The 22,764-nt window shown below is 74.2% G+C and carries 20 protein-coding genes; 5 read left to right on the forward strand and 15 right to left on the reverse strand.

From position 1 onward, the window contains the following. Positions 1 to 46 precede the first annotated feature (46 nt). Positions 47 to 1,219 carry an ABC transporter ATP-binding protein gene (locus tag B1H55_RS05170; protein WP_073452807.1) on the forward strand — a complete coding sequence of 391 codons (1,173 nt, stop codon included), beginning with the start codon at positions 47 to 49 and terminating at the stop codon, positions 1,217 to 1,219. Positions 1,220 to 1,431: 212 nt separating this feature from the next. Here B1H55_RS05170 and B1H55_RS05175 read toward each other — a convergent pair whose 3' ends face one another. The 3 genes from B1H55_RS05175 to B1H55_RS05185 form a co-directional block, all read right to left on the reverse strand. Further along, the gene (locus B1H55_RS05175) at positions 1,432 to 2,301 is read right to left on the reverse strand and encodes a DUF5926 family protein (protein WP_077240776.1); all 870 of its coding nucleotides are present in this window, start codon (positions 2,299 to 2,301) and stop codon (positions 1,432 to 1,434) included. 52 nt (positions 2,302 to 2,353) lie between these two features. Next, positions 2,354 to 3,517 carry a DUF5129 domain-containing protein gene (locus tag B1H55_RS05180; RefSeq protein WP_077240777.1) on the reverse strand — a complete coding sequence of 388 codons (1,164 nt, stop codon included), beginning with the start codon at positions 3,515 to 3,517 and terminating at the stop codon, positions 2,354 to 2,356. A gap of 70 nt (positions 3,518 to 3,587) precedes the next feature. Then, entirely contained in the window at positions 3,588 to 3,983 is a 396-nt protein-coding gene (locus B1H55_RS05185) for a RidA family protein (RefSeq protein WP_077240778.1), read from the reverse strand. A gap of 272 nt (positions 3,984 to 4,255) precedes the next feature. Here B1H55_RS05185 and pgm point away from each other — a divergent pair, with 272 nt between their 5' ends. Together pgm and B1H55_RS05195 are read left to right on the forward strand one after the other, a co-directional pair. Further along, complete coding sequence (pgm, locus tag B1H55_RS05190) at positions 4,256 to 5,935, forward strand: phosphoglucomutase (alpha-D-glucose-1,6-bisphosphate-dependent) (protein ID WP_077240779.1); 1,680 nt, start codon at positions 4,256 to 4,258, stop codon at positions 5,933 to 5,935. Between the two features lie 145 nt (positions 5,936 to 6,080). After that, on the forward strand, positions 6,081 to 7,010 hold the full coding sequence (locus tag B1H55_RS05195) for a YwiC-like family protein (protein ID WP_331713085.1): 930 nt from the start codon (positions 6,081 to 6,083) through the stop codon (positions 7,008 to 7,010). A 153-nt stretch (positions 7,011 to 7,163) separates the two neighbouring features. On the opposite strand, the gene hisC is transcribed toward B1H55_RS05195, so the two are convergent. The 5 genes from hisC to B1H55_RS05220 form a co-directional block, all read right to left on the reverse strand. Further along, positions 7,164 to 8,300 carry a histidinol-phosphate transaminase gene (gene hisC / locus B1H55_RS05200; RefSeq protein ID WP_077240780.1) on the reverse strand — a complete coding sequence of 379 codons (1,137 nt, stop codon included), beginning with the start codon at positions 8,298 to 8,300 and terminating at the stop codon, positions 7,164 to 7,166. A 75-nt stretch (positions 8,301 to 8,375) separates the two neighbouring features. Beyond that, entirely contained in the window at positions 8,376 to 10,364 is a 1,989-nt protein-coding gene (locus B1H55_RS12510) for a hypothetical protein (RefSeq protein WP_080461620.1), read from the reverse strand. Beyond that, positions 10,361 to 10,573 carry a hypothetical protein gene (locus B1H55_RS05210; protein ID WP_077240782.1) on the reverse strand — a complete coding sequence of 71 codons (213 nt, stop codon included), beginning with the start codon at positions 10,571 to 10,573 and terminating at the stop codon, positions 10,361 to 10,363. Before B1H55_RS05210 ends, B1H55_RS12510 begins: the two co-directional genes overlap by 4 nt. 150 nt (positions 10,574 to 10,723) lie before the next feature. Next, complete coding sequence (locus B1H55_RS05215) at positions 10,724 to 11,395, reverse strand: hypothetical protein (protein ID WP_077240783.1); 672 nt, start codon at positions 11,393 to 11,395, stop codon at positions 10,724 to 10,726. Further along, a complete protein-coding gene (locus B1H55_RS05220) occupies positions 11,392 to 12,075 on the reverse strand; it encodes an SAM-dependent methyltransferase (RefSeq protein WP_080461621.1) in 684 nt (227 codons plus the stop codon). Before B1H55_RS05220 ends, B1H55_RS05215 begins: the two co-directional genes overlap by 4 nt. A 114-nt stretch (positions 12,076 to 12,189) precedes the next feature. Between B1H55_RS05220 and B1H55_RS05225 the strand changes: the two genes are divergently transcribed. Further along, positions 12,190 to 12,597, forward strand: coding sequence for a phage holin family protein (locus tag B1H55_RS05225; RefSeq protein WP_077240784.1), 408 nt, complete (start codon positions 12,190 to 12,192; stop codon positions 12,595 to 12,597). Positions 12,598 to 12,685: 88 nt separating this feature from the next. Continuing rightward, the gene (gene purB, locus B1H55_RS05230; RefSeq protein WP_080461622.1) at positions 12,686 to 14,140 is read left to right on the forward strand and encodes an adenylosuccinate lyase; all 1,455 of its coding nucleotides are present in this window, start codon (positions 12,686 to 12,688) and stop codon (positions 14,138 to 14,140) included. A 148-nt stretch (positions 14,141 to 14,288) separates the two neighbouring features. Here the strand turns inward: purB and B1H55_RS05235 are convergent, their stop codons facing one another. From B1H55_RS05235 to B1H55_RS05265, 7 genes are all read right to left on the reverse strand, one after another. After that, complete coding sequence (locus B1H55_RS05235) at positions 14,289 to 15,188, reverse strand: thiopeptide-type bacteriocin biosynthesis protein (RefSeq protein WP_077240973.1); 900 nt, start codon at positions 15,186 to 15,188, stop codon at positions 14,289 to 14,291. Beyond that, entirely contained in the window at positions 15,185 to 17,878 is a 2,694-nt protein-coding gene (locus B1H55_RS05240; RefSeq protein WP_077240785.1) for a lantibiotic dehydratase, read from the reverse strand. The genes B1H55_RS05235 and B1H55_RS05240 overlap by 4 nt, the downstream gene beginning before the upstream one ends. Then, positions 17,875 to 19,065, reverse strand: a complete 1,191-nt coding sequence (locus B1H55_RS05245; RefSeq protein ID WP_073452785.1) for a PqqD family protein — start codon at positions 19,063 to 19,065, stop codon at positions 17,875 to 17,877. Before B1H55_RS05245 ends, B1H55_RS05240 begins: the two co-directional genes overlap by 4 nt. Positions 19,066 to 19,164: 99 nt before the next feature. After that, on the reverse strand, positions 19,165 to 19,362 hold the full coding sequence (locus B1H55_RS05250) for a thiocillin family RiPP (RefSeq protein ID WP_073452783.1): 198 nt from the start codon (positions 19,360 to 19,362) through the stop codon (positions 19,165 to 19,167). Between the two features lie 145 nt (positions 19,363 to 19,507). Beyond that, complete coding sequence (locus B1H55_RS05255) at positions 19,508 to 20,224, reverse strand: hypothetical protein (RefSeq protein ID WP_073452781.1); 717 nt, start codon at positions 20,222 to 20,224, stop codon at positions 19,508 to 19,510. Continuing rightward, complete coding sequence (locus B1H55_RS05260) at positions 20,214 to 22,106, reverse strand: bacteriocin biosynthesis protein (protein ID WP_073452780.1); 1,893 nt, start codon at positions 22,104 to 22,106, stop codon at positions 20,214 to 20,216. Before B1H55_RS05260 ends, B1H55_RS05255 begins: the two co-directional genes overlap by 11 nt. Beyond that, entirely contained in the window at positions 22,107 to 22,739 is a 633-nt protein-coding gene (locus B1H55_RS05265) for a cyclodehydratase (RefSeq protein WP_073452778.1), read from the reverse strand. Between the last annotated feature and the right edge of the window lie 25 nt (positions 22,740 to 22,764).

The following is a 22,764-nucleotide window of genomic DNA, read 5'->3' on the forward strand; positions in this document are numbered from 1 at the left end:
CACCGCCCCCGCATCCCCTACGAGCACAGAGCCAAGGAGGCTCCCCATGCCCACACCGTCCACACCCACCGCGCCCGGCCCCGAGGGCGGCCCGAGCGCCACTGGCCGCCTCGAACTGCGCGACGTCGTCAAGGTCTTCTCCAACCGGGGCAAGGATGTCTACGCCGTCCACGGCGTCAGCCTCGACATCGCCCCCGGCGAGTTCGTCACCCTGCTGGGGCCCTCGGGCTGCGGCAAGACGACGACGCTGCGCATGATCGCCGGATTCGAGGACGCCACCTCCGGCCAGGTGGTCCTCGATGGCCAGAACATGGTGTCCCTGCCGCCCAACAAGCGGCCCATGTCCATGGTCTTCCAGTCCTACGCCCTGTTCCCCCACCTGAGCGTGCGCGAGAACATCGCCTACGGGCTCAAGCTGCGCCGTACCGGGCCCGAGGAGATCCGCGAGCAGGTGGAGGTGGCGCTGACCTCCATGAACCTGAACTCCCTGGCGGATCGCGCGCCGAATGAGCTCTCCGGCGGGCAGCAGCAGCGCGTGGCCCTGGCCCGCGCCATGGTCATGCGCCCCAAGGTGCTGCTCTTCGACGAGCCGCTGTCCAACCTGGACGCGAAGCTGCGCGTGCGGATGCGCCTGGAGATCCGTCGCCTCCAGCAGCGCATGGGCATCACCTCGATCTACGTCACGCACGACCAGGCCGAGGCCATGACGATGTCGGATCGGATCGTGGTGATGAACGCCGGCCGGATCGAGCAGGTGGCCACGCCCGAGGAGATCTACCGGAGACCGGCCAGCGCGTTCGTCGCCGACTTCATCGGCCGGGCCAACTTCCTGTCGGCCACCGCCCGGGATGTCGGCGCAGGGCGCTGCTCGGTGCGGGTGCTCGGTACGACCATCCAGGCGGCCTGCCATGAGGGCGTGTCCTCCGGCAGCGGCGCCACGGTGATCGTGCGGCCCGAGTCGGTGCGCCTGAGCCCGGGCGGAGCCGCTGGCGGCGCGGGCGGCAGCGAGCTCGTCGGCGCGCACGGCCGAGTGCTGTCCTCCGTGTTCTACGGCGATCACGTCGAGTACGAGGTTGAGACGGAGGCCGGCACGATCCTGTGCGTGGAATCCGATCCTGAACCCGCATCCGTTCACGCCGAGGGCGACGACGTCATGGTCGGTATCGAGGCCTCCCGCGCCTGGGTGCTCCCCGAGGAGACCGCCGACGGCGGTGAATGAGGATCGAGGAGGGCGGTTCGCAGTGCGATCGCGGGGCGCCCGACGAGTTCACACCGGGCTCATGCTCTGCGCGCCGCGCGCCGACCGGTGCATTCCGCCCCGACGAGTGCCGTCAGCGCCGAGAGGCGCGTTGTCCCCGCACCTCTCGGCGCTGAGCGCACCGGTCGGGGCGGACGGCGCCCCTCGGTGCTGGAGGCACCGGTCAACGCGGCTCAGAGGTTGACCTGGCGGGAGATGATGCCGGCCTTGGCACGGCGGGCGCTGGCGTCGAGCGGCGAGTCGTCCGAGAGCGCGGCGTCGAGGCGCTTGGCCATGGCCTGCATGGGCTCGGTGAGGTCGGCCGCCGTCGTGCCGGGCAGGAGCTCCCACACGGGGATCGCCAGGCCGCAGGCGCGGAAGGCGCCGATGAAGCGCACCCCTTCGGCGAGATCGGACTGGCGGGCGGCGTGAACGCGGGCGAAGGCGTTGAAGAACACGTCCTCGTCCTCGCCGCGCACCCAGCGCACGAACTCCTTGCCGTTCATGCGGCACCAGTAGGCGTGCGGCACCCCGGGCACGGGCTCGGTGGGGGCGATGTCGTCCTTGGCCTCGGCGATGACGCGCATCGTGTCCGGGTCCTCGCGCTGCTCGTCGGTGAGCCAGAAGCCGAAGGACTCGTGGACGGTGAACTCGGATTCGAAGGACGGGTCGAGCATGTCCTGCAGGCGCGGGCCGGGCTCGGGCAGGGCGTTCGCGGTCAGGCCGGTGCCCGGCTCGAGGCCGAGGGTGGTCTGGAGGGCGGCGGCGACATCGCGGGAGGCATCCCCGGAGTGGAGGGAGGTCTGCAGGGCGATGAGGACCGCGCCGTCGGCGCGCTTGAGGCCCTGGGCGAGCTCGGGCAGGAGACTCGCGAAGGTGACCTCGGTGCCGCCGTGCTCCTCGGTGAGGCGGGCGGTGAGGGTGGCGGCCGGGATGAGCTGCATCATCGCGACGAGCTCCTCCTCGTCCGCCAGGCCCTCGAAGGGGCGGGCGACGAAGGGGACCTGCTGCTTCTTGGGGGCCTTGGCGTCGGGCTGACGGCGCTGGCGCTTCTTCTTCGACATGCGGGCAAGACTACCGGGAGCCCGTGCCCTTGCCCCGCAGGCCCGGTGGCCGCTACTTCTTCTTCCCCGAGTCCCGCGAGCCGTCGTAGGCATCGAGGATCCGCTCGATCGGGCTGGAGTACTGCGACGCCGTCGCCGGGCCCCGCCACCGGATGCCCGCCGCCCGAATGCCCGGGGAGTAGTCGTGGAGGCGGATGGTGGCGGCGGGGTTGTAGGCGACCTCCGCCGGCTCACCGGCCCGCCCGCCGCTGGAGCCGCCCACGCCGCCCGGACCGACCCCGCCGGCATCGGTGCCCTCGTCCTGCCAGGTGCCGGAGTACGCGTAGCGGTCATCATCATCGGGCAGCTTCCAGCTGCTGATGTACTCGCGGTAGTGCGCGAGGCCCGCGTCCCCTCCGGGCGGGGCCTCGGCGGCGAGGGCACGGCGGGCGAGGGCGTCTGCGCGGGCGCGGATCTCCGCCGCCATCGCGTCGAGCTCGTCGAGGGCGGCGCCCGGGGTCAGGGCCCCGGAGGCGATCCGGGCGCGCAGGGCGGTGAGCCGGGCGCCGCAGACACGGGCCCAGCCGAGCTCGGAGTCGGTGGTGGGGGTGGTTGGGCCGTCGCCGCCCGTCTCCCGGCAGAGCTCACGGAGGGTTCCCAGGTCCTCGCGCAAGGGGCCGCACTCGTTCTCCCAGGCGTCCTCCCAGCCCGGGGTCAGGGTGAGGAGGGTGGCGGCGTTGTGGACGGCGTCGTTGATGGCGCTCAGGTCGGAGACGTCGTCGCTCAGCTCGGTGGCGACCTCGCGCAGGGCGGGGTCGTGCCAGTCGATCCAGCGCATCCGCCCGACGCCGGCGAGGACCTCGCCGATCTCGTGCTGTCTCCCCTCGTACCAGCGCAGGCGCTTGAGGACCTGGGCTCCATGGGCGTCGTCGGTGGGGATGCGGGCGGCGTCAGCGCGCGCGGCATCGGCGCCGGCCTCGGCCCGCGAGTAGGAGTCCTGGGCCTGGTGGAGCATCCGGCGACCGCGCCGCGGCGGGGAGAGGATCTCGTCCTCAAGGATCAGGGCGCCGCAGGCCACCAGCACGACGACGATGAACCAGCCCTCCAGGTCGAGGTCCAGCATGACGATCAGGACGGCGGGGATGGCGAAGAAGATCGCCGTGATGACGCCCATGGGGATGAGCGCGCGGACGGCGCGGCGCGCGGAGGGATGCGGGAGCGAGGTCGGGGAACTCACGGCCGCAGCCTACCAAGCCCGGAATCCCAACGTTTCAGGGGCTCCAAGGGGCGGCCACGACTCAACCCGCTCAGGGGCGAACGGCGATGGCCTCGATCTCCACGCCGGCGCCCAGGGGCAGAGCGGCGACGCCGAACGCCGCCCGGGCGGGCAGGGCCTCGCCGGTGAAGTAGCGGGCGTAGACCTCGTTGACGGCGGCGAAGTCGGCGATGTCGGCGAGCAGGACCGTGGTCTTGACGACGTTCTCGTAGGCCAGCCCCGCCTCGGCGAGGATCGCGCCCACGTTCTTCAGGGCCTGCTCGGCCTGGGCCGCGATGCCGCCGTCGACGAGCGCGCCGGTGGCGGGGTCGAGCGGCACCTGACCGGAGACGAAGACGAGGGAGCCGGGCGCGTCGGCGGCGCTCACTCCCTGGGAGTAAGGGCCGACGGCGGCCGGGGCCTGGGCGGTGGCGATGCGGGTGGGCATGGGTCTCCTCGGATTCTCGGTACGGGTCGCCTGGACAACAGCCACCATAGATGAGCCGGCCGCGATGAGCGCCGCAGCGCCCGAGGCCCAAGCGCGGTCAGGGCGAACGTTGTCCCTGGGCACTGGCGGATGCGCAACGCCGGCGGAACGCACCGCTCCCGCCATGGGAGGATCCGACCCCCGCAGCCCTTTTCCGTCTCGCTGGGCGTGGAATCCCCGTCCATTTGGCGGATATGCTCGGCCTCAGCGGTGGCGCATGACACACTGCCCTTATGCATCCACGCGCAGGAACAGTTGCCCAGCCCGAGGACCTCATCGACGTCGATGAGGTCACGTCCGCCTACTACGACCTCGTCCCCGACCCCGCCAACCCCGCCCAGAAGGTCGTCTTCGGCACCTCCGGGCACCGCGGATCCTCCCTCGACACCGCCTTCAACGAGGCCCACATCGTCGCCACCACCGCGGCGATCGTCGAGTACCGCCGCTCCCAGGGCACCGACGGCGTCCTCTACATCGGCCGCGACACGCACGCCCTGTCCGAGCCCGCCTGGCGCACCGCCATCGAGGTGCTCGCCGGCGCCGGCGTCACCACCGCCGTCGACGCCCGCGGCTCCTATACGCCCACGCCCGCCGTCTCGCACTCCATCCTCCTGGCCAACGGCGTGGGCACCGAGGCGGGCCCGCGCACCAGCGGCCCCGGCCTGGCCGACGGCATCGTCGTCACCCCCTCCCACAACCCCCCGCGCGACGGCGGCTTCAAGTACAACCCGCCGCACGGCGGCCCCGCCGACTCCGACGCCACCAGCTGGATCGCCGCCCGGGCCAACGAGCTGCTCGCCTCCGGCTGGCGCGACGTTCCGCGCGTGCCCATCGCCGAGGCCCTCGAGGGGCCCCACGTCATCAAGCACGACTACCTCGAGACCTACGTCTCCGATCTCGAGAGCGTCATCGACATGGAGGCCATCCGCGCCGCCGGCGTGCGCATCGGCGCCGACCCGCTGGGCGGGGCCTCCGTGGACTACTGGGGCGCCATCGGCGAGCGCTACGGCCTCGATCTGACGGTCGTCAACCCGAAGGTGGACCCCGCCTGGTCCTTCATGACGCTGGACTGGGACGGCAAGATCCGCATGGACTGCTCCTCCCCCAACGCCATGGCCTCCCTGCGCACCGCCATGACCCCCGACGCCGAGGGCAACACCCCCTACGACGTCGCCACCGGGAACGACGCCGACTCCGACCGCCACGGCATCGTGACCCCCGACGGGCTCATGAACCCCAACCACTACCTGGCCGTCGCCATCGAGTACCTCTTCACCCACCGCCCCGGCTGGCGGGCCGACGCGAAGGTCGGCAAGACCCTCGTCTCCTCCTCCCTCATCGACCGGGTCGTGTCCGCGATGGGCCGCGAGCTCATCGAGGTGCCCGTCGGCTTCAAGCACTTCGTGCCCGGCCTGCTCGACGGCTCGGTGGGCTTCGGCGGTGAGGAGAGCGCCGGCGCCTCCTTCCTGCGCAAGGACGGCACCGTGTGGTCCACGGACAAGGACGGCATCATCCTGGCCCTCCTGGCCAGCGAGATCATCGCCGTCACCGGCAAGTCCCCCTCCCAGCTCCACGACGAGCAGGTCGAGCGCTTCGGCGCCTCCGCCTACGCGCGCATCGACGCCGCCGCCACCAAGGAGGAGAAGGCCAAGCTCGCCGCGCTGGCCCCCGAGGACGTCACGGCCACCGAGCTCGCCGGTGAGCCCATCACCGCGCGCCTCGTCAAGGCCCCCGGCAACGGCCAACCGATCGGCGGCCTCAAGGTGACCACCGAGAGCGCCTGGTTCGCGGCCCGCCCGTCCGGCACGGAGGACGTCTACAAGATCTACGCCGAGTCCTTCAAGGGCGCCGAGCACCTGGCCCTCGTCCAGGACGAGGCCAAGAAGGTCGTCGCCGCCGCCCTCGGGAGTTGACGGACTCTCCTCAGGGGTGGTGGTGCCGGTCCGCGGGGCCGCACCACCACCCCGATCCTCACCCGATCGCGCAACCCCGACGGCGCGGCGCCCGGGAGATGACAGTGCTGACACGCTGGTGGGCGGCGCCCGTAGGCTGGCCCGCATGACGCAGACCCGTCCCTCCGCGCCGTCGAGGCGGACTCCCCGTCGGCCCGGTCGGAAGCCCCGCCCGACGCAGGAGCAGATCCGCCGCCAGCCGGGCCGCCGAGCCTGGGTGCCGAACCAGCACGGGGCGTGGGCGATGCTCATCGTCCCGGCGATGGTCGGCTGGGTGGTCGGCGGCTGGAGCTGGCTCAACCTCCTGCTGCTGCCGGCCTGGTGGAACGGCTACCTCACCTACTGGGCCTGGTCGCAGTGGCTGCGCACGCGCTCGGCCCGCAAGCGCGCCCTCCTCATCCCCCCGCTGGTCACCTACACGGCGCTCACCGCGGGGCTCGGGCTGCTGACGATCCTCCTGGCCCCCTACCTGCTGCAGTGGGCCGTCCCGATGCTGCCACTGCTGGGCATCGCCGCTCACGAGGTGTGGCGGGGCCGGGAGCGCTCGCTGGCCTCCGGGCTGTCGACGACGACGGCCGCCAGCCTCATGGCCGGCATCACCTACCACCTGGCGGTCCAGGGGCGGGGTGGCTTCCTCGGCACCGGTGCCGGGGCGACGGCGCTCGTTGGGGCGAGCCCCAATGGCGAGCTCACGGGCTGGGCGTGGTCCTGGGCGGCCGTCGCGCTCATCACCGCCTATTTCGCGGGGACGGTCCCGTACATCAAGTCGATGATCCGCGAGCGCTTCAACACCCGTCTGCTCGTGGGGTGCACGGCGGCCCACGCCGTCGTCGCCGCGATCGTGGTCTGGGCGGCGGCCGGGGGCTATGTCCCCTGGGCGCACGCGATCCTGTGGGTCGTGCTGGCGATCCGCGCCTGGGTCATGCCGACGCTCCAGTGGCGCCAGGTGCGCCTCAAGCACCGGCCCCTGCGGCCGGGGACGATGGGCATCGTGGAGATGGTCTTCTGCGTCCTGTTCCTCGTCACGATCGCCTGAGCGGAAACGCCCTCAGCCCTCAGCCCTCAGAAACCGTCTCGGCCCGGCGTTGCGCCCTCATCCTCGCAGTTTGAGGGCGCAACGCGGGGGTGAGACGGTATTTGCAGGGCGAGGGCGCAGGAGCGGGATGAGGGCGCAGACGGGGCAGGCCGGTCAGGCGCGCTTGCCCGGCCAGGAGGCCGCCGCGGCGAGAACGCGCTCGTTCTCCTCGGGAGTGCCCACCGAGATGCGCACACCCTCCCCGACGAAGGGCCGCACGAGGATGCCGACCGCCTCGAAGTGCGCAGCCAGGCGGGCGGTATCCTCCCCCGCCCCGAGCCAATAGAAGTTGCCCTGGGCGTCCGGAACCGTCCAGCCCTGATCGCGCAGCGCGGCGAGGACCCGGTCCCGCTCGACGGCGACGGCGCGCGCCCGCCCGGCCGTCTCGGCCAGAGCCGGTGGGACGATGGCGGCAGCGGCGGCGGCCTGCGCGGGCAGGCTCACCCCGAAGGGCGTGGCCACGGAGCGGATCGCCGAGGCGAGCGCCGGCTCGGCCACGAGGTAGCCCACCCTCATGCCGGCCAGGGCGTGAGCCTTGGAGAAGGTCCGGGAGACCACGAGGCCGGGGTGGTCGGCGAGCAGGTCGAGGGCGTTGCCGACCGCCGGATCGGTGACGAAGTCGAGGTAGGCCTCATCGACGAGCACGAGCGCGCCGTCGGGGGCGCCATCCACCAGCGCCTCCAGCTCTGCGGCGGTCAGAGCGGGGCCGGTCGGGTTGTTCGGGGTGCAGGCCATGATGACCCGGGTGGCCGGCCCGCAGGCGGCGAGCATGGCGGGCACATCGTGGCGGCCCTCGGCGGTGACGGGGACGCGCACGACCCGCGCCCCGGCCACCGCGATGCAGATCGGGTAGGCCTCGAAGGACCGCCAGGGGACCACGACCTCGTCACCCGGTTCGCAGACCGTGTCGAGCAGGTGCTGGATGAGGGCGACGGAGCCGTTGCCGAGCACGATCTGCGAGGGGTCGATCCCGTGCTCGGCGTGCCGGGCGGCCAGGGCCTCGGCCAGCGACTGCCCGGTCATCTCCGGGTAGCGGTTGACGCCCGCGGCGGCGTCGGTGAGGGCGGCGAGCACGGAGTCCTGGACCGGGTAGGGCAGCTCGTTGGAGGAGAGCTTGGCGATGCCCTCGCCCTGGGGGCGGGCGCCGGGCACGTAGGCGGGCAGGGCTGCGATGTCGCGGCGCAGCGGGACGGCCGGGGCGGCGGGCGCAGGCGCTGCGGCGCCCATGGCGGGAGTGCTCGTGCTGCTCATGCCCGTATCCTTCCACTCGTGGAGGGATCGGCGCCTCGCCGTCTGCGCCTCAGTCCCCGGCTCTCCCGGCCTCCGTCAGGACTCGCGGGTGACGTCGAAGACCACCTCGGTGGTGGTGGCCCCCTGCTCCCCCGCCCCGGTGAGCCCGGAGAGGTCGCGCGAGTAGTCGGCGAAGGCCTGCTCGCTGCTCTCGGCGCCGCGCACGGCGTCGGCGTAGACGGACTCGCTGTGAGTGCCTTCCCCTCGGGTGTCGACATAGGCGGTGGCCCGGTTGGGGGTGGCCGGGTTGGTGGAGGCGTCGAGCCCGGGCACGACGTCGCTGGTGGACTCCAGGTGGAGGGCGCGGGTGCCGTCCGGCAGGACCACCCCGGAGGTGGGGCCGCCCGCGGTCAGGATGCTCGTGATCGTGTAGTTCTCCGTGATGGCGGGGTCGGAGGCGATGTTGACCGCCGTCATCGCGCCCTGGGAGTGCCCGTAGATCCCGACCTCCTCGCCCGGCTGGATCCCTGACTGCCTCATCGCCGTGACGACGGCGGCCTCCATGTCCGTGGGGCGCCCGGAGACGGCCTGGAGGTTGGTCTGGAGGTCCTGGGGGTTGGAGTCCCCGCTGGTCCACTCCGTGGTTCCGGGGACGACGACCACCCAACTGCGCGTGCCGTCGGCGTGGTCCGTGCGCAGGATCGAGATGGCGCCGGCGCCGTCGGCCTGGGCCTGTCCCTTGACGGTCTGGGCGTGGTCGAGGAGCTCGGAGGCGGTGGATGGGGGCGAGTCGATCCGGCTGCCCGTCAGGTCCTGGGCGGCGATGTCGGTGCCCAGGCCGAAGGGATCCTGGGGGCCGGGCGGGATGCGGACCGTGGTGCCCGCGGCGCCCTTCCTGTTGTGCGGAGCGATGAGCAGGCCGGTCGGCTCGCCGTGGCGGGTGGCCCCGGCCCTCTCCGATTCGAGCGCCAGGGCGTAGGCGACGCGCTGCATGGGGGTGAGGGAGGATGTGGGCACCTTCCGGCTGCCCACCTGCACCTCAGGGGGGAGTTCCGCCGTCGCCCTGGCGTCGAGCCGCCCCGCGGATGCCCTCAGGAACTCCTGGATGGTGGCTCCCTCCCTGCCGGTGGCCCCCTTCCTCGCCCAGGCGCCGAGGCAGGCCAGCCCGATGAGGTTGCTCATGGCCCACTCCGAGGTGACATCGCTCTTGAGCAGGAGCTGCAGGTCCTCCAGGACCACCTGGGCGTCATCGGGCATGAGGCCGTGGGTGGTGAGGATGTCGACGAGGACGGCGGCGGGCAGCCAGGCGCCGGCTGTGAGCAGCAGCCCGCTCCCGACGGCCGCGCCGGCCGCGAGCGCCTCCTGGGACGGGCCGTAGCCGCGGGCGCCGACGTCGGCGTCGGTGCGAACCGTGGCGCCGTTCTCGGCGTCGGTGTACATGAGGGAGCAGGCTGACACATCCGCTGCCAGCGAAGTGAGGGTGCTCGACGCGGCACTGAGCGAGCCCGTGCCGGTGAGCAGGGCGTCGCAAGCGGAGATGAGGGCTCTGCGCTTGCGCTCGAAGGCGGCCACGGGCAGCTCGACGAGATTCGCGACGAATGATGAATCGGCGTCGGGCAGGAGCGAGCCGCCGGTCTGGGCGCCGGTGACCGTGTTGTAGCTGGGGTCCTGGGCGATGATGTCCGCCGGGACGGTCGCGTTCTCGGCGTCGGTCTTGGCGCTGCGCACATGCGTCGCCGCGGTGTCGAGGTGGCCGGCGGCGGTGGTGAGGGAGGCCGCGAGGGCATCCAGGTCCGCCGTGCTCACCGAGATGGAAGAGCCCCCGGCCACGAGGACGAGCGGGCGGCCCCGGGTCATGCCCCAGGTGTGGCCGGAGGTGACTGGCGGCGCTGAGGGCGGCGCCGTCGGGGTGGGGGCGGGCCCCGGCTGGGCGGTCGGCACGGGGCTCGGCGCCTCGGTGGGTGAGGGCGAGGGACGGGGATTCGCCGAGGGCTCGGCGTGGTGGGCCCAGCCCATCGGCGTCGGCGGGGGGCTGGGCGGCAGGACGGGGTCCGCGCTCAGCGGACTGGCGGCCACGGGCGTCATGACGCGCCTCCTCGCATCGCGTCGAAGTCCTTGGCGGCGTCGGCCGCGGTGTCGAGGAGCGTGTTGAGGGCCGGGATGAGCAGGACGGCCGAGTCCAGGGCGCTCTGGCACTGGTTGGCGGCCAGCCCGGTCCAGCTGGCGGGGACGGTGGAGGGGACGGATGCGGCGTCGACCTCGGTATCGGCCGACGCGATGTCGAGCTGTGCCATGGCTCGACGGTAGGTCGGCCCCGGAACGCCCCGGGCGGGGCGTCCCCAGAGGCCGTCCCGGGCCATGCGTGAGAGCGTCTGTGGTTCACGGGAATGGAGTGGAACGGGACCGGCGCGCCGCGGTCGTCCCACGCGAGGGGCGGGGGAGCCTCAGGCGGCGGTTCTCCGACGCCGGGCCCGGCGCTCGCGGCGAACGGCGAGCATCGCCTCGACGTCGGCGACGACGGCCAGCACGACCACCCACCACCAGGAGACGCCCGGCGGTCGCGAGCCCTCGGCCATGCCCGCCGCAAATCCCGCCACGACGACGCCGCCGGCGACCGCCATGGACAGCGCCGTCGCCGCCCGGCGCGCCCCGGCGCCGAGGCCCGCGCGCAACCAGGCCCCGAGATTGCCGATGACCATGGCCGCACCCGCGCAGGCAGCGGCGGTCAGGAGGGTGTGCGGGGCGCCGGAGAGGCGCAGCCCGATCCACAGCCCGAGGGACAGGGCGCTCACGGTGAGGTCGACGAGGAACACCCGGGTGGCGGTGACCACGCCCGCGGGCAGACGGCGGTCCGCGGGCAGGTCGCGATCGAGGGCGAGGACGGCGCCGGCGGCGAGGAGGAGCAGGGCGGCGGGCCAGGGCGCCACGGGCAGGTCGCGCGGAGCGAGCCGGCCCGCCCAGGCGCCGGCGGCGGCCAAGAGGAGGGCTCCCGCACCGATCCAGGGAAGAGCGGTGGTCAGGGGCGCTCGGGCACGATCGGCCACGGGCACGAGCTCGGCGATCCAGGCGGGAGGCTCGGGAGGCTCGGCCCTCTCGCCGCCCGGCGGCCCGCTCATGCCGTCTCCGGGCGGCGCAGGCAGATGAGGGCGTCGGAGCGGCGACCGGCCTCGCCGTCGGGTCCCGCGGCCTCGCGCCAGCGCTCCTCGGAGGCCTCGATCGTCCAACCGTCGACGGCGTCGCCGAGGCCCTCGATGAGGTCGTCGGGGGTGTAGGTGTGGGCGTGGTGGCGGTGCCACGGCGGGTTGACGCAGTGGACGGCGGCCACGAGGCGCCCGCCGGGGGCGACTCGCGCGGCGGCGTCGCGCAGGAGGGCCGGCAGGTTGATGGCGCCGGGCTCGGGCCCGCCGTGCATGTAGAAGGAGGTGACGAGGTCGAAGGGGCCCTCGGGGAGGGTATCGGCGGTGACGTCGTGGACGCGGGCCCGGACGCGCTCGGCCACGCCGCGTCGGCCGGCCTCGGCGTTGAGGCGCTCGACGGCGGTGGGGGCGAGGTCGAGGCCGGTGGCCCGCCAGCCGTGCTCGGCGAGCCAGAGGACATCGGCCCCCTCCCCGCAGCCGATGTCGAGGGCGGTGCCGGCGGGCCAGTCGGCGGCGAGCTCGGGGAGCCAGTCGTTGGCGTGCCCGGACCAGAGCCGGTCGACGCCGGAGTACCGGGCCTCCCACTCCTCCTGGCGGGCGGTGATGGGGCTGTGGGCGGCGGGCCGCGAGGCGGTGGAGCGCGAGTCGTCATACGTCATGGACAGAGCGTAACGAGAGTGGGACCAAAGTCCAGCCCTCCTCCTGGGCGCCTCCACGCCCCCTTCACAGCCCTGTCACAGCGCGGCCCGTGCGGAGGCTGGCAGGATAGGGGCATGGAACTCGCCATCAGGATCGCCGGGAACGCCGCCGGGCTGTGGCTCGCCTCGCGCCTCCTGCCCGCCTCGCTGTCCCTGCCCGCCAACGCGACGACACTGCTGTCGATCGTCAACCTCCTCATCATCGGCGCGGTGCTCACAGCCGTGAACTCGGTGGTCAAGCCCGTCGCGAAGATTCTGGCCTTCCCCCTGTACCTCCTCACCTTCGGGCTGTTCGCCCTCGTGGTCAACGGCGCGATGCTGCGACTGACCGGCTGGATCACGGAGGAGTTCCTCAGCGGCGCCACCGACCGCCTGGCCGTGGGGCTGACGGTGGACGGCTGGTCCGGGGCGATCCCGGCCGCGCTCATCACCTCGGTCGTCTCGGCGCTCGTCGTCGCCATCGGCCACCGGGAGCGGGACTGAGGGCGCGGCCGGCTGTCCTGACCGCCATCCCGTCGGGCGCCCGACGCCCGGGGCGCCCGGGGCGCCCAGCGCCTGCCACAATGAGCGCATGGTCGACCTCGCCACCGTGACTCCCCCCATCGCCCTGGGCCCGCTCGACGGCCGCTACCGCGCCGTCGTCGCCCCGCTGACCGATCACCTCTCCGAGGCCGCGCTCAACCGGGCGCGCCTGCACGTCGAGATCGAGTGGCTCATCCACCTCACCGCCGAGCGCGTGCTCCCCGGGGCGCCCGTCCTGAGCGAGACCGAGACCGCCTACCTGCGCGGGCTCGTGGAGGCCTTCGGGCCGGACGAGATCGCCGAGCTCGCCGCCATCGAGGCCGAGACCCGCCACGACGTCAAGGCCGTGGAGTACCTGCTCAAGCGCCGCCTCGCCGCGGCCGCCGAGACCCCCGGGGTCACGGGGGCCGACGGCAGGGCCTCCGTCCTGCCGGGCGTGGGCGAGATCGTCCACATCTTCTGCACCTCCGAGGACATCAACAACCTCGCCTACGCCCTCACCATCCGCTCGGCTATCCAGGAGGTGTGGCTCCCGGCGGCCCGCGGGCTCGTGACCGACCTGGCCGTCATGGCGCGCGAGCACGCTGATGCCGCGATGCTGGCGCGCACGCACGGCCAGCCCGCCACGCCCACGACGCTCGGCAAGGAGCTCGCCGTGCTCGCCCACCGCCTGCGCCGCCAGGTCCGGCGCGTGGAGTCGGCCGAGTACCTGGGCAAGATCAACGGGGCCACCGGCACCTACGGGGCGCACGTCGTCGCCGTGCCGGGGGCCGACTGGGAGGCCGTGGCGCGCGGCTTCGTGGAGCACCTGGGCCTGATCTGGAATCCGCTGACCACGCAGATCGAGTCCCACGACTGGCAGGCCGAGCTCTACGCCGACGTGGCGCGCTTCGGGCGGATCGCCCACAACCTGGCCACGGACGCCTGGACCTACATCTCCCTGGGCTACTTCCGCCAGCGCCTGAGCGCGCAGGGCTCCACCGGCTCGTCGACGATGCCGCACAAGGTCAACCCGATCCGCTTCGAGAACGCCGAGGCGAACCTGGAAATCTCGGGGGCGCTGCTGGACACGCTCGCCGCCACGCTGGTGACCTCCCGCCTCCAGCGCGATCTCACCGATTCGACGACGCAGCGCAATATCGGCGTCGGCCTGGGCCACTCCCTGCTGGCCATCGACAACATCCGCCGGGGCCTGGCCGGTCTCGACGTCGATGAGGCGCGGCTCGCCGAGGACCTGGACGCCACGTGGGAGGTGCTGGGCGAGCCGGTGCAGCAGGCGATGCGGGCGGCGTCGGTGGCCGGGGCCACGGGCATGGCCGACCCCTACGAGCGCCTCAAGGAGCTCACCCGGGGACGCGCGGTGAGCACCGAGGGGATGCGGGACTTCATCGCCGGCCTGGGCATGCCCGCCGAGGTGGAGGCGCGTCTGATGGCCCTCACCCCGGGCACCTACACGGGACTGGCGGCCTCCCTCGTCGCGCACCTCGACGACGAGCCCTCCTGAGGCCCGCCCCTCCTGCGGCGTCGAGTTCGTCCTTTCAGGGACGAGTTCGTACCCTCACCCACCGAACTCGTCACCGGAAGTACGAAGTCGACGACGGCACCCGGCCGACGGCACCCGGACGACGGCACCCGGACGACGGCGCCCGGGCTCATCCCCCGGGCAGGAGGTAGCGGGAGGCCAGACCCGCAACGGCCTCCTCGGCGGGGTTGAGGCCGAGGCGGTTCGCGTCGATGTGGAGCAGGTCGATCGCACGGCGCCATTCCTCCCCCCCGCCCATGCGGGCCACGGCGCGCGCCGCGTCATCGGCGAGAGCATCGAGGGAGGCCACCGCCTCGGGCCGCAGTGGCCCGCCCGGGCCGGCGGCACCGAGGACGCCGCGCACCATGTGCTCCAATCCGGCTCCCCCGCGCAGCTCGGCGGGCAGCCGGGGGCCCCAGGCGCGCAGGTGGGCGGCGAGCAGGCCCGACGCCGAGGCGCCGCCCCAGGGCGACCCCGCCCCCAGTCCCACCCCTCCTGGCCCGGCCGCGCGGTCGGCGCGAGCGATCGCCGTCACCGCCCGGGCGAGGTAGTGGGCCGCGAGCGCCGCGCGCGCCTCGGGCCGGGGCGCCTCCCAGACCCGCTGCTCCAGGCACCACCGGCTGGCGGCGTCGAAATGCGCCTCGGCGGCCTCCACGCCGCTCGGCCCCCCGTACTTGCCGTACTCGGGGCCGTAGACGGCCAGTGCCACTCCGGCTCGACCGGTCTGCGCGCTGGTGAGCGGGTCGGGGACGAGGCGCGGCAGGACCCGCCCGGTCGAGGTGCGGCAGGCGCGGTCGAGCGGCTCGAGCCCGGCCGCGAGCCGGTCGAGGACGTCGGGTGCGGCCTTGACGCGCAGCCGCAGGTGGTGTCCGCGCAGGTCGACGAAGCGCAGGAAGTGCGCCGAGTCGATCCTCCAGCGCTCCCGCGCGCCCTCCAGCCACGCGGCGACGGCGGGCAGGAGCGCGTCGGTGTCGTCGCCGCCGGGGCAGTAGAGGCGGGCGTAGAGCCAGTCCCGATCGTCCTCGCTCATCGCGCGCTCCTCCCCCCGGAGGGGTGGACGGCCCGAGCCGCCGCGGGCCCGGTGGCCGCGCCGACCGCCGAGGCCCCGATCGGCGCCGAGGCCCCTGCCGCCATGCCGCCGCCCTTGGGCCACTGGATGGCGACCAGGTACTCGAGGGTCGTCGCCTCCCCGCCGCCCGTGGCGCCCGCGAGCTCGTCGCGCGCCGGCAGGGCCTCCACGAGGGAGAGGTGCTCGGCCTCGGGGCTGATCCACCCGCGCAGCGCCATGAGCGAGACCGGCGAGCGCAGGTCCACGTAGCGGGGCTTGTGCTCATCGAAGGTGGCGCCCTGGTTGGGCATGAGCTGGTGGGCGTAGACCTCGGCGGGCAGCCCCCATGCCTCGCGCAGCCTGGCCACGCCCACCAGGGTGGCGGTCATATCCCGCTCGAGGAGGTCGGTGAGCTCGTGGGCGGGGAAGGTCCAGGACTCGCGGCGCGTCACGAGTCGCCCCTCGACGGCGCGCGGCTCGTGGGTGAGCTCGTCGGCGGGCGGTCCCGAGGTTCCCCGGCGTCGGCTGATCCAGTGATCGGCCATCGGGGGCAGACGGGACCACGGGTCGGCCAGGAGCGCCAGCCAGGCGAGGTAGCCGCCGAGTCGGTGCTGCGGGGCCAGGCCCAGGTAGGAGATGCCCACGGGCCCGTCGCCATCGGCGAGGAAGAGCGTGGCCGTGGCGGGGTCGTGGGCGAGCCGCAGCTCATCCAGGTCGACGGCGCCCGGCGAGTCGGGGTCGCCCGGCAGGCGCAGTGCGGGCAGGGTCCCGCACGAGACGGCCTGCCCGGTGTTGCACTCGGTGGCGGCCTGGATCTCCAGGAGCCGATCGGTGCCCCAGGCGGTGCGCAGGGACCGGGCGAGGCGCTCGCGGTAGTCCTCGCCGAGGAGGCGGTGGAAGCGGGCCTGGAGCGAGCCGTTGCCGTTGGTGAAGGCGTTGACCACGGTCAGGCCGCCCCCGCTCTCCCAGGGGGCGGCGCCCGTGGCAACGGGCTGGAGGAAGGCCCCGAGGTGGCGGGGGGAGGCGGAGGCGCCGCCGGGCAGGGCGGCGCGCTGCGGGCTGGGGCCACTGGTGAAGTCCCGGGCGGCGGCGGCCAGCATCTCGGCGTCGCCGTCGGGGGCGTGGGCGAGGGTGAGGAGGAAGGCGAGGGGGTCCTCGCAGATCCCGCCGCGGCCGTAGGCGGAGACGAATCGCTCCACGAGGAGGTCGTAGAGGTGGGAGCGCGTGACCCAGGGGTCGGCCATCCGGGCCAGGCGGGCGCAGTCCGCCCCGAAGGACTCGTACCGTGACGGATCGGGCCAGGCGAGAGGGGATTCGCAGTCCTCGTAGAGGAGGCCGCCGGGGCGCTCGCCGAGCTCGCCGTCGCCGAAGACGCGCCGGGCGATGGCCCCGGCCCTGCCCAGGAGCCTGGCGCGCTCGGGTCCCGCGGCGGCCCCGACGGCGCCGTCCAATCCGGCCAGCCACGCCAGGTCCTCCCCCCAGGCCTCGCGCTGGGAGGGGGACAGCGCCGCTGCCAGCGCCGGGAAGGGGTTGTCCCCGCGCTGCCAGGGGACGTGGACGCGCACCGCCCCGGACTCGAGAAGCCGGGTCAGGCGCAGCCCCGGGTCATGGGCGTCCAGCCGCGCGGCGGCCTCGCGGATGGTGACGGGTCCGGGTGGGACGGGACGGGGTGCTCGCCCCGCGGGGCCGGCATTGAGGCCGGCGGGAGCGCCCAGGCCCCCCGCGACCCAGGTGGCGGGGGCGACCTGCTCTCGGCGGAACACCATGCCATTGGCGTAGTCGTACTCGGGCAGGGCGGTCAGGGGGATCGGAAGGGGCGGGGCGGACTGGGCGGCCGCCTCCTCAGAGCCTTCACCGCCCGCGCCGATGGGCGGCACGGCCTCGCGCACCGGCAGCGCCTCCAGCTGGATGCCGCTGGCCGGGTCGAGCTCGCGGGCCAGGGCCATGAGGATCCCGTGGGCGAGATGGACGGCGACCATCCGGTGGGACCGCCCCCTCCCGCCGTTCCTCCCGCCGCCCGGCCCTCCCCTCGCGCCCTCCTCGGCGGCGCCGTCCCCCGCCGTCCCGGCGCCGGGGGAGACCGTGGTCAGCCCGGAGAAGGGGCTGGTCTTGAGCGCCGCGCGCGTGGCGAGGGTGTAGAGGCTGCGGGCCACACGGGCATCGCCCAGGCGCACTCCCCGCAGCGCCAGGATGGACACGAGCTCGGGGGCGGCCACGGCGAGGGCCTCGAGGTAGCCGGGCTCGTCCAGACCCGCCGCCAGCACGGCCCTGCTGGCCTCGAGGTCACCGGCCACCGCCTCCTCCAGGTGGGCGCGCGCCGCGTCGCGTCGGGCGAGCATCGCGTCCCAGCGATCGACGCCGTCGGCCAGGGCCCTGGGCATCGCGGCGCGCGCCCGGTCGCTCAGCGCGCTCGGCCGACCCTGGAAGACGCGGCGCTTGGCGGCCAGGACGGCGCGCCGCTCGGGGCGCTCCAGGGTGGGGATGAGCTCGTAGAGCGGATCCAGCAGGGCCTGCCCCACCGGCTCCAGGGCGTCGTGGCGGCGCAGGTACTCCTCCAGGGCCGTCGTCAGGCCGGGGCTGGGACGGGGGATGGCGCGCTCGGGCAGGCCGCCGACGCGCACAAGGGTCGGCAGCGGGAGGCCGGGGGACGGGGGAGCCGGGACGGCGATCATGCGAGAAGCCCTCTCACCAGGTTGAACAGGATGAGGCCCAGCGACGTCAGGCTCATCACCATGACGGTGATGCCGAGCAGCGCGGCGAGCAGGCCGTAGAGGAAGTAGCCCCAGCGGGCGGATCTGCGCATGACGGCCAGGGCCGGGGGCAGTGGGACGCGCCTCAGGGCGCAGCGCAGCACGAGCATGGAGCGGCCCCGGAGGTTGACCGAGCCGGTGAGGGCCTCGATGGCGGCCACGCCGTCGGACTGGGTGAGCGGATTGGAGTTGGTCACGAGCATGGTCAGCTGGAAGGCGCACAGGGTGAGCGCGACCTGCCGGACGACGCCCCCGCTCGAGGCCGCGACGGCCGCCTCGATGCCGCAGACGACGCCGTCGGAGCACATGCCGGCGAGGGCGAGCATGGCCAGCCCCAGCCGCGAGCGCACCCGGTAGGAGTCGGTGCGGTCGACGTAGGCGATGGGTATCACCCAGAACATGAGCGCCACGCCGAGGCCCCGCACGGGCGGGCCGAGCCAGCCGGCGACGATCGCGTGCCAGGACTCGTGCCCGACGATGCTCATGAGCTGGATGGCGATGGCGATGATGATCACTGAGAGCGTCGGCCGCGCGCCGCCGGCGAGGTTGAGCAGTGCGAGCACTCCGGCGGCGTACCCGGCGACGGCGGCGAGGATGAAGACGACGGCGAGGCTCCGCGCCGGCAGGCGGCGCAGCAGTCGGACGATGGGGGCGACCACCCGGTGGTAGCTGCGGCAGAGCATGAAGCGGGGCAGGAGCCAGCCGCCGCTCCAGCGCGAGGGGTGGACCCTGACGTGCCGCCCCTGGTGAACGGGGGCGACATGCCGGCCGCGCGCGAATCGGGGTCGCCGCTCGGGATGGGGGCGCGGAGCGACGAGGGGGGCGCTGGGGGCGGCCGTGGAGGCCATGCTCAGCAGTTGCTTGCCGCGCAGGGAGTCGACGAGGCCGTTGATGCGCTGGGCGCCGGCGGCGTCGATCTTCTGCGGGAGCTGCTCGATGATGGCGGGCAGGCTCCTGCGCCCGTCGAACTGGCCGACGATGAAGGCGGCGGCGGCGCCGAGCCGGTGGTACTTGCCCGAGTCGGAGTCGAAGAGCATGGGCTGGTTGTCCATCCCGACGATCAGGGACACGCCCTGTCGCAGCCGCGGGATGTCGGTGGTGGCCGTCATCGTGCGCTCCTGCCTCCCTCAGGTGATGCGATGGGTTCGGGGATCCGGGGGACGGTGGCGGCCGGGGGAAGGGGATCCTCCGGCCGCCACCGCGCGTCCTCAGCAGGACGTGGTCGAGGCGCAGGCGGCGCAGGCCTCCGTCGAGGCGCTGGCGGCGCAGCCCGCGGTTGAGGCGCAGGCGGCGCAGGCCGGGCATGAGGCGCTGGCGGCGCAGAAGAAGCAACCCAGGGCGTTGCCCTCGGGGAGCTCCTCAACACCGAAGTCGCTGTCAGCGAGCGTCAGGTCGATCGTGGTCATATGCTATTCACCTCCTTCACTTGAGTAACTGGCTGGTGCAGGAGCAGGCCCGCGAGGGCCTGATGAGGGGGCTGGTCCGGCATGACCGGCCCCCTCGCCCCGTGATGGGGCGCTCGGGGCGCGGCGCAACGGGCGCCGCGGCGCTCTATCCGGGCGGTGAGGCCACCGTGACGGCGAACATCTGGTGGCGGCTCACGCCGTCGGAGTCGAGCAGGTGGCGCACCGCGGAGGTCGAGAAGCCGGCGAAGACGGTCCCGACCAGCCCTCGGGCGATGGAGCGCAGGTGCAGGGAGTAGATGAGGGCGGCGGCCCGCCCCATGACGAAGCGGTACCCATGGGCCCCTCCCCAGGAGTCGGCCTCGTCGAGGTTGGCGGCCGCGGAGATGATCGCCCCGGCGCGGGCGAACTCCTTCTGCACGGCCATGCCCTCGATCTCCTCCTCGTCGGGCAGGTCCCCCAGGCGCTCGACGACCCGCCCGGCGCCGGCGGCCCCCGGGGCGCTGATCCGGTAGAGGCCGGGCTCGGCGCCGCTGGGGCGCAGCAGGAGGATGAAGGCCTCGAGGGACCCGACGGAGGCCTCGTCCCCCCAGGTGCGCGCGTCCTCGTCGAGGGCGGCGGCGACGTCGGCGAACAGGACGGCCGCGTCAATGGGCCCGGGGCCGTAGTCGGTGGCCGACGATCGCCGCTCGAGGCTGGCGCGCAGGTCACGGGGGTAGGGGGCCATCTCCTCGATAGGGGCGCCGCTCATGGCCGCCAGAGGGCGGCGCGGGCGGCGGGCGGCGAGCCCGTCACCGGTCGGCGGCGTGGCGGGATCGGGCAGGGCCGCCACGATCTCGCGCAGGGTCTCGATGTCAGAGCGCATCGCTTCCTCCTGTTCCAGTCGCCTCCCCGGTCCCGCCGACCCCATCGGGGAGGTCGACGACGGCGCACACCGGCTCCCGGGCGGGGTCGGTGCCGATGAGGGCCGCGATCGCCCGCTCGTCCCAACGGGAGCGCGCGCGGATCGGCAGCCCGAGGGCTCGGGCCACCAGGCGGATGACCTCGAAGGCGCAGCCGCAGTCCTGGACGGCCAGGCGCAGGGCGAAGGCGTAGTACTTCTGGGAGACCTTGTCGATGTTGCCGGTCAGGACGATCCGGGTGGGGTCGCCGGCAGGCGCGGCGGGGCCGATGAGCGCGAGCTCGTGGTCCCTCTCGACGTACACGTAGGTCCCGGGGGCGAGCCCCGTCCCGTCGACCTCCCCGGCGCGGTCGCCGGCGGCCTCGGGAATGAGCACGTAGGCGGTGACGGAGCCGATGTTGCCGCCCGCGGCCGTCCAGCGGCGCAGCTTGGCGCCGAGGTCCGCGCCACCGTCGGCGCCGCCATCCCCGCCGCCGGTGGTGGCCCGACCGCCATCCGCGGCCGCGTCGCGGGAGAGGGGCTCGCGGACCCCTGCGGCCAGGGCGAGGATCGTGGCGAGCCGCGTTGTGCCCGCACTGCGGGCGGACGGGCCCTCTTCCCCGTCCCGTCCCGGCCCGGTGCGCCCGTCGGCGCCGCTGGGCCAGGGGCGCTGGAGGCCGGAGAGGTCAGCGGCGGGCAGCGGCGAGCGCGGGCAGACCGGCCAGTCGCGGAAGGCGCGCTGGAGGCGCAGGTTGGAGGGCTTGTAGTGCTGCTGGTGTCCCTTGGCGTCCACGAAGGCGGCGGGCGGGATGGCCACGGACTGCTCATACCGGGCTCCGACGGGCGCCGACGCCGCCACGGGCGCGGCGCCCCGCCCCTCCGCGCCGCCCCCGCTCACCGAGCACACCGGGCAGCCGGGACGGGTGACCACGGGGATGTGGGTGCTGGCCAGGGTGACGAGGTCGGTGCGCTGGGAGTCGCCGGGAAGGTGGGTGACGGTGGCGCGGGCGATGACGGCGGCGACGGCCCTTGCGGCCAGGCCGATGGCGAGGTCCATTCGGGCCGGCCCCGGCACCGGCCCGATCCCCTCCTCACCGGCGGTGGCGCACTCCAGGCACGGGGAGAACGCGGGATCGATGTAGGGACCCACCGTCACAGCGCCGTTCTCGGCGCGCACGCGCAGCAGCGGGATGCCCGCGTCCCAGCACTGCTCCGCGGCGCGCGCCACGGCCTCGCGCGCCCCCCGGGTCTCGACGGCGACGACGAGCGTGTCCCCCGCCCGGGGCCCCGGGCCCGTCGCCGCGCTGAGGGTGGGGGCGAGGGCGCCCGCCAGGGCGTCGGCGCAGGCCGTGCCCCCGCCCGCCCCGACGATCCTCACACGGGCGGCGACCAGGCGCCGGGCGGCGTCCTGCCAGGAGTCGTTGACGCCGGTGGAGTCGCCCAAGCGGGACAGGAGGCACACGAGGGCGGGGGCCGGGCCGCTTCCGCCCTCATCGGTCGCGCCCGGCGCCCGGGCGGTCCAGGACGTCAGCGGCTCGGTGTCCCCCTCCTCGATGATCCCGCCTGTCCACAGCAGGGAGGCGGCGGCGAAGGCGGCCTCGGGGCCGATGCCGGTGATCTCGCCGATCTCGCCGAGGGCGCGGGTGCCGTCGCAGGCCTCGATGTAGGCTCCCAGGTGCTCGCGGGCGAAGGCGCCGCCGAGCACCTGGCTCTTGCGGGCGCCGTCGATGACCCAGGCCTCGTCCTCCCAGCGCAGCCGCAGGCCGCGCCGCAGCACGGGCTTGCGCGGGATCCTGAACTGGAGATCGCGCTGGGCGGCCATCCCGACGTCGGAGGCCCGCATGGCAGTGCTCGCGGCGGCAGCCATTCAGATCACCGCCCTGGAGGGGATGGGGCCGCGGGAGCGGCCGGGCAGGAGGGCGGCGAGCTCGGGCACGCCGTCGCGCGAGCCCTCGTAGCGCCCGGAGCAGGTGGGGCATCGGTCGACGGCGGTGACGCTGGCGCTGGAGGTGACGCCGGTGACGAGCTCGACCGTCCACACGCGGCCGCCGGCTCCCTCATCGCCCTCGTCGAGCAGGCCGAGGGCCATGGTGATCAGGCCCGCGCCGATGACCACGTGGTGCTCGGCGTAGCCCTGCTCCAGGGGGGCCAGGCCCTCGGGGAGGGGACGGTGGCCGTGCTGGCGGCGGCGCCGGGCGGAGCAGTCGTGGCAGGGGGTGGCGCCGGGGATGACCAGCGGGCCGCAGCGCAGCTGGGTGGGCCCGAGCTCCAGCCCGATCGAGGGGATGCCCCGGGTGAAGGACTCGGCGTCGAGGGCGGCGCGCAGGTCGTCGCGGTCGGCGTCGCAGATGAGGACGAGGCGGTCGGCGTAGGGCAGGGCGGCGCCGAACACGTCGTCGCGCACGTTGAGGACCACGTCCTGCGGGCCGGCGAGCCGATGGGCGACGGCGTGGCCGTAGGCGCCCTGGGCGAGGAGGGCCGTGATGGTCGGCGCGCTCATGCGCCGCCTCCTTCCTTGATACGGG

The organism is Actinomyces denticolens (assembly GCF_002072185.1).
Classification (GTDB): Bacteria; Actinomycetota; Actinomycetes; order Actinomycetales; family Actinomycetaceae; genus Actinomyces; species Actinomyces denticolens.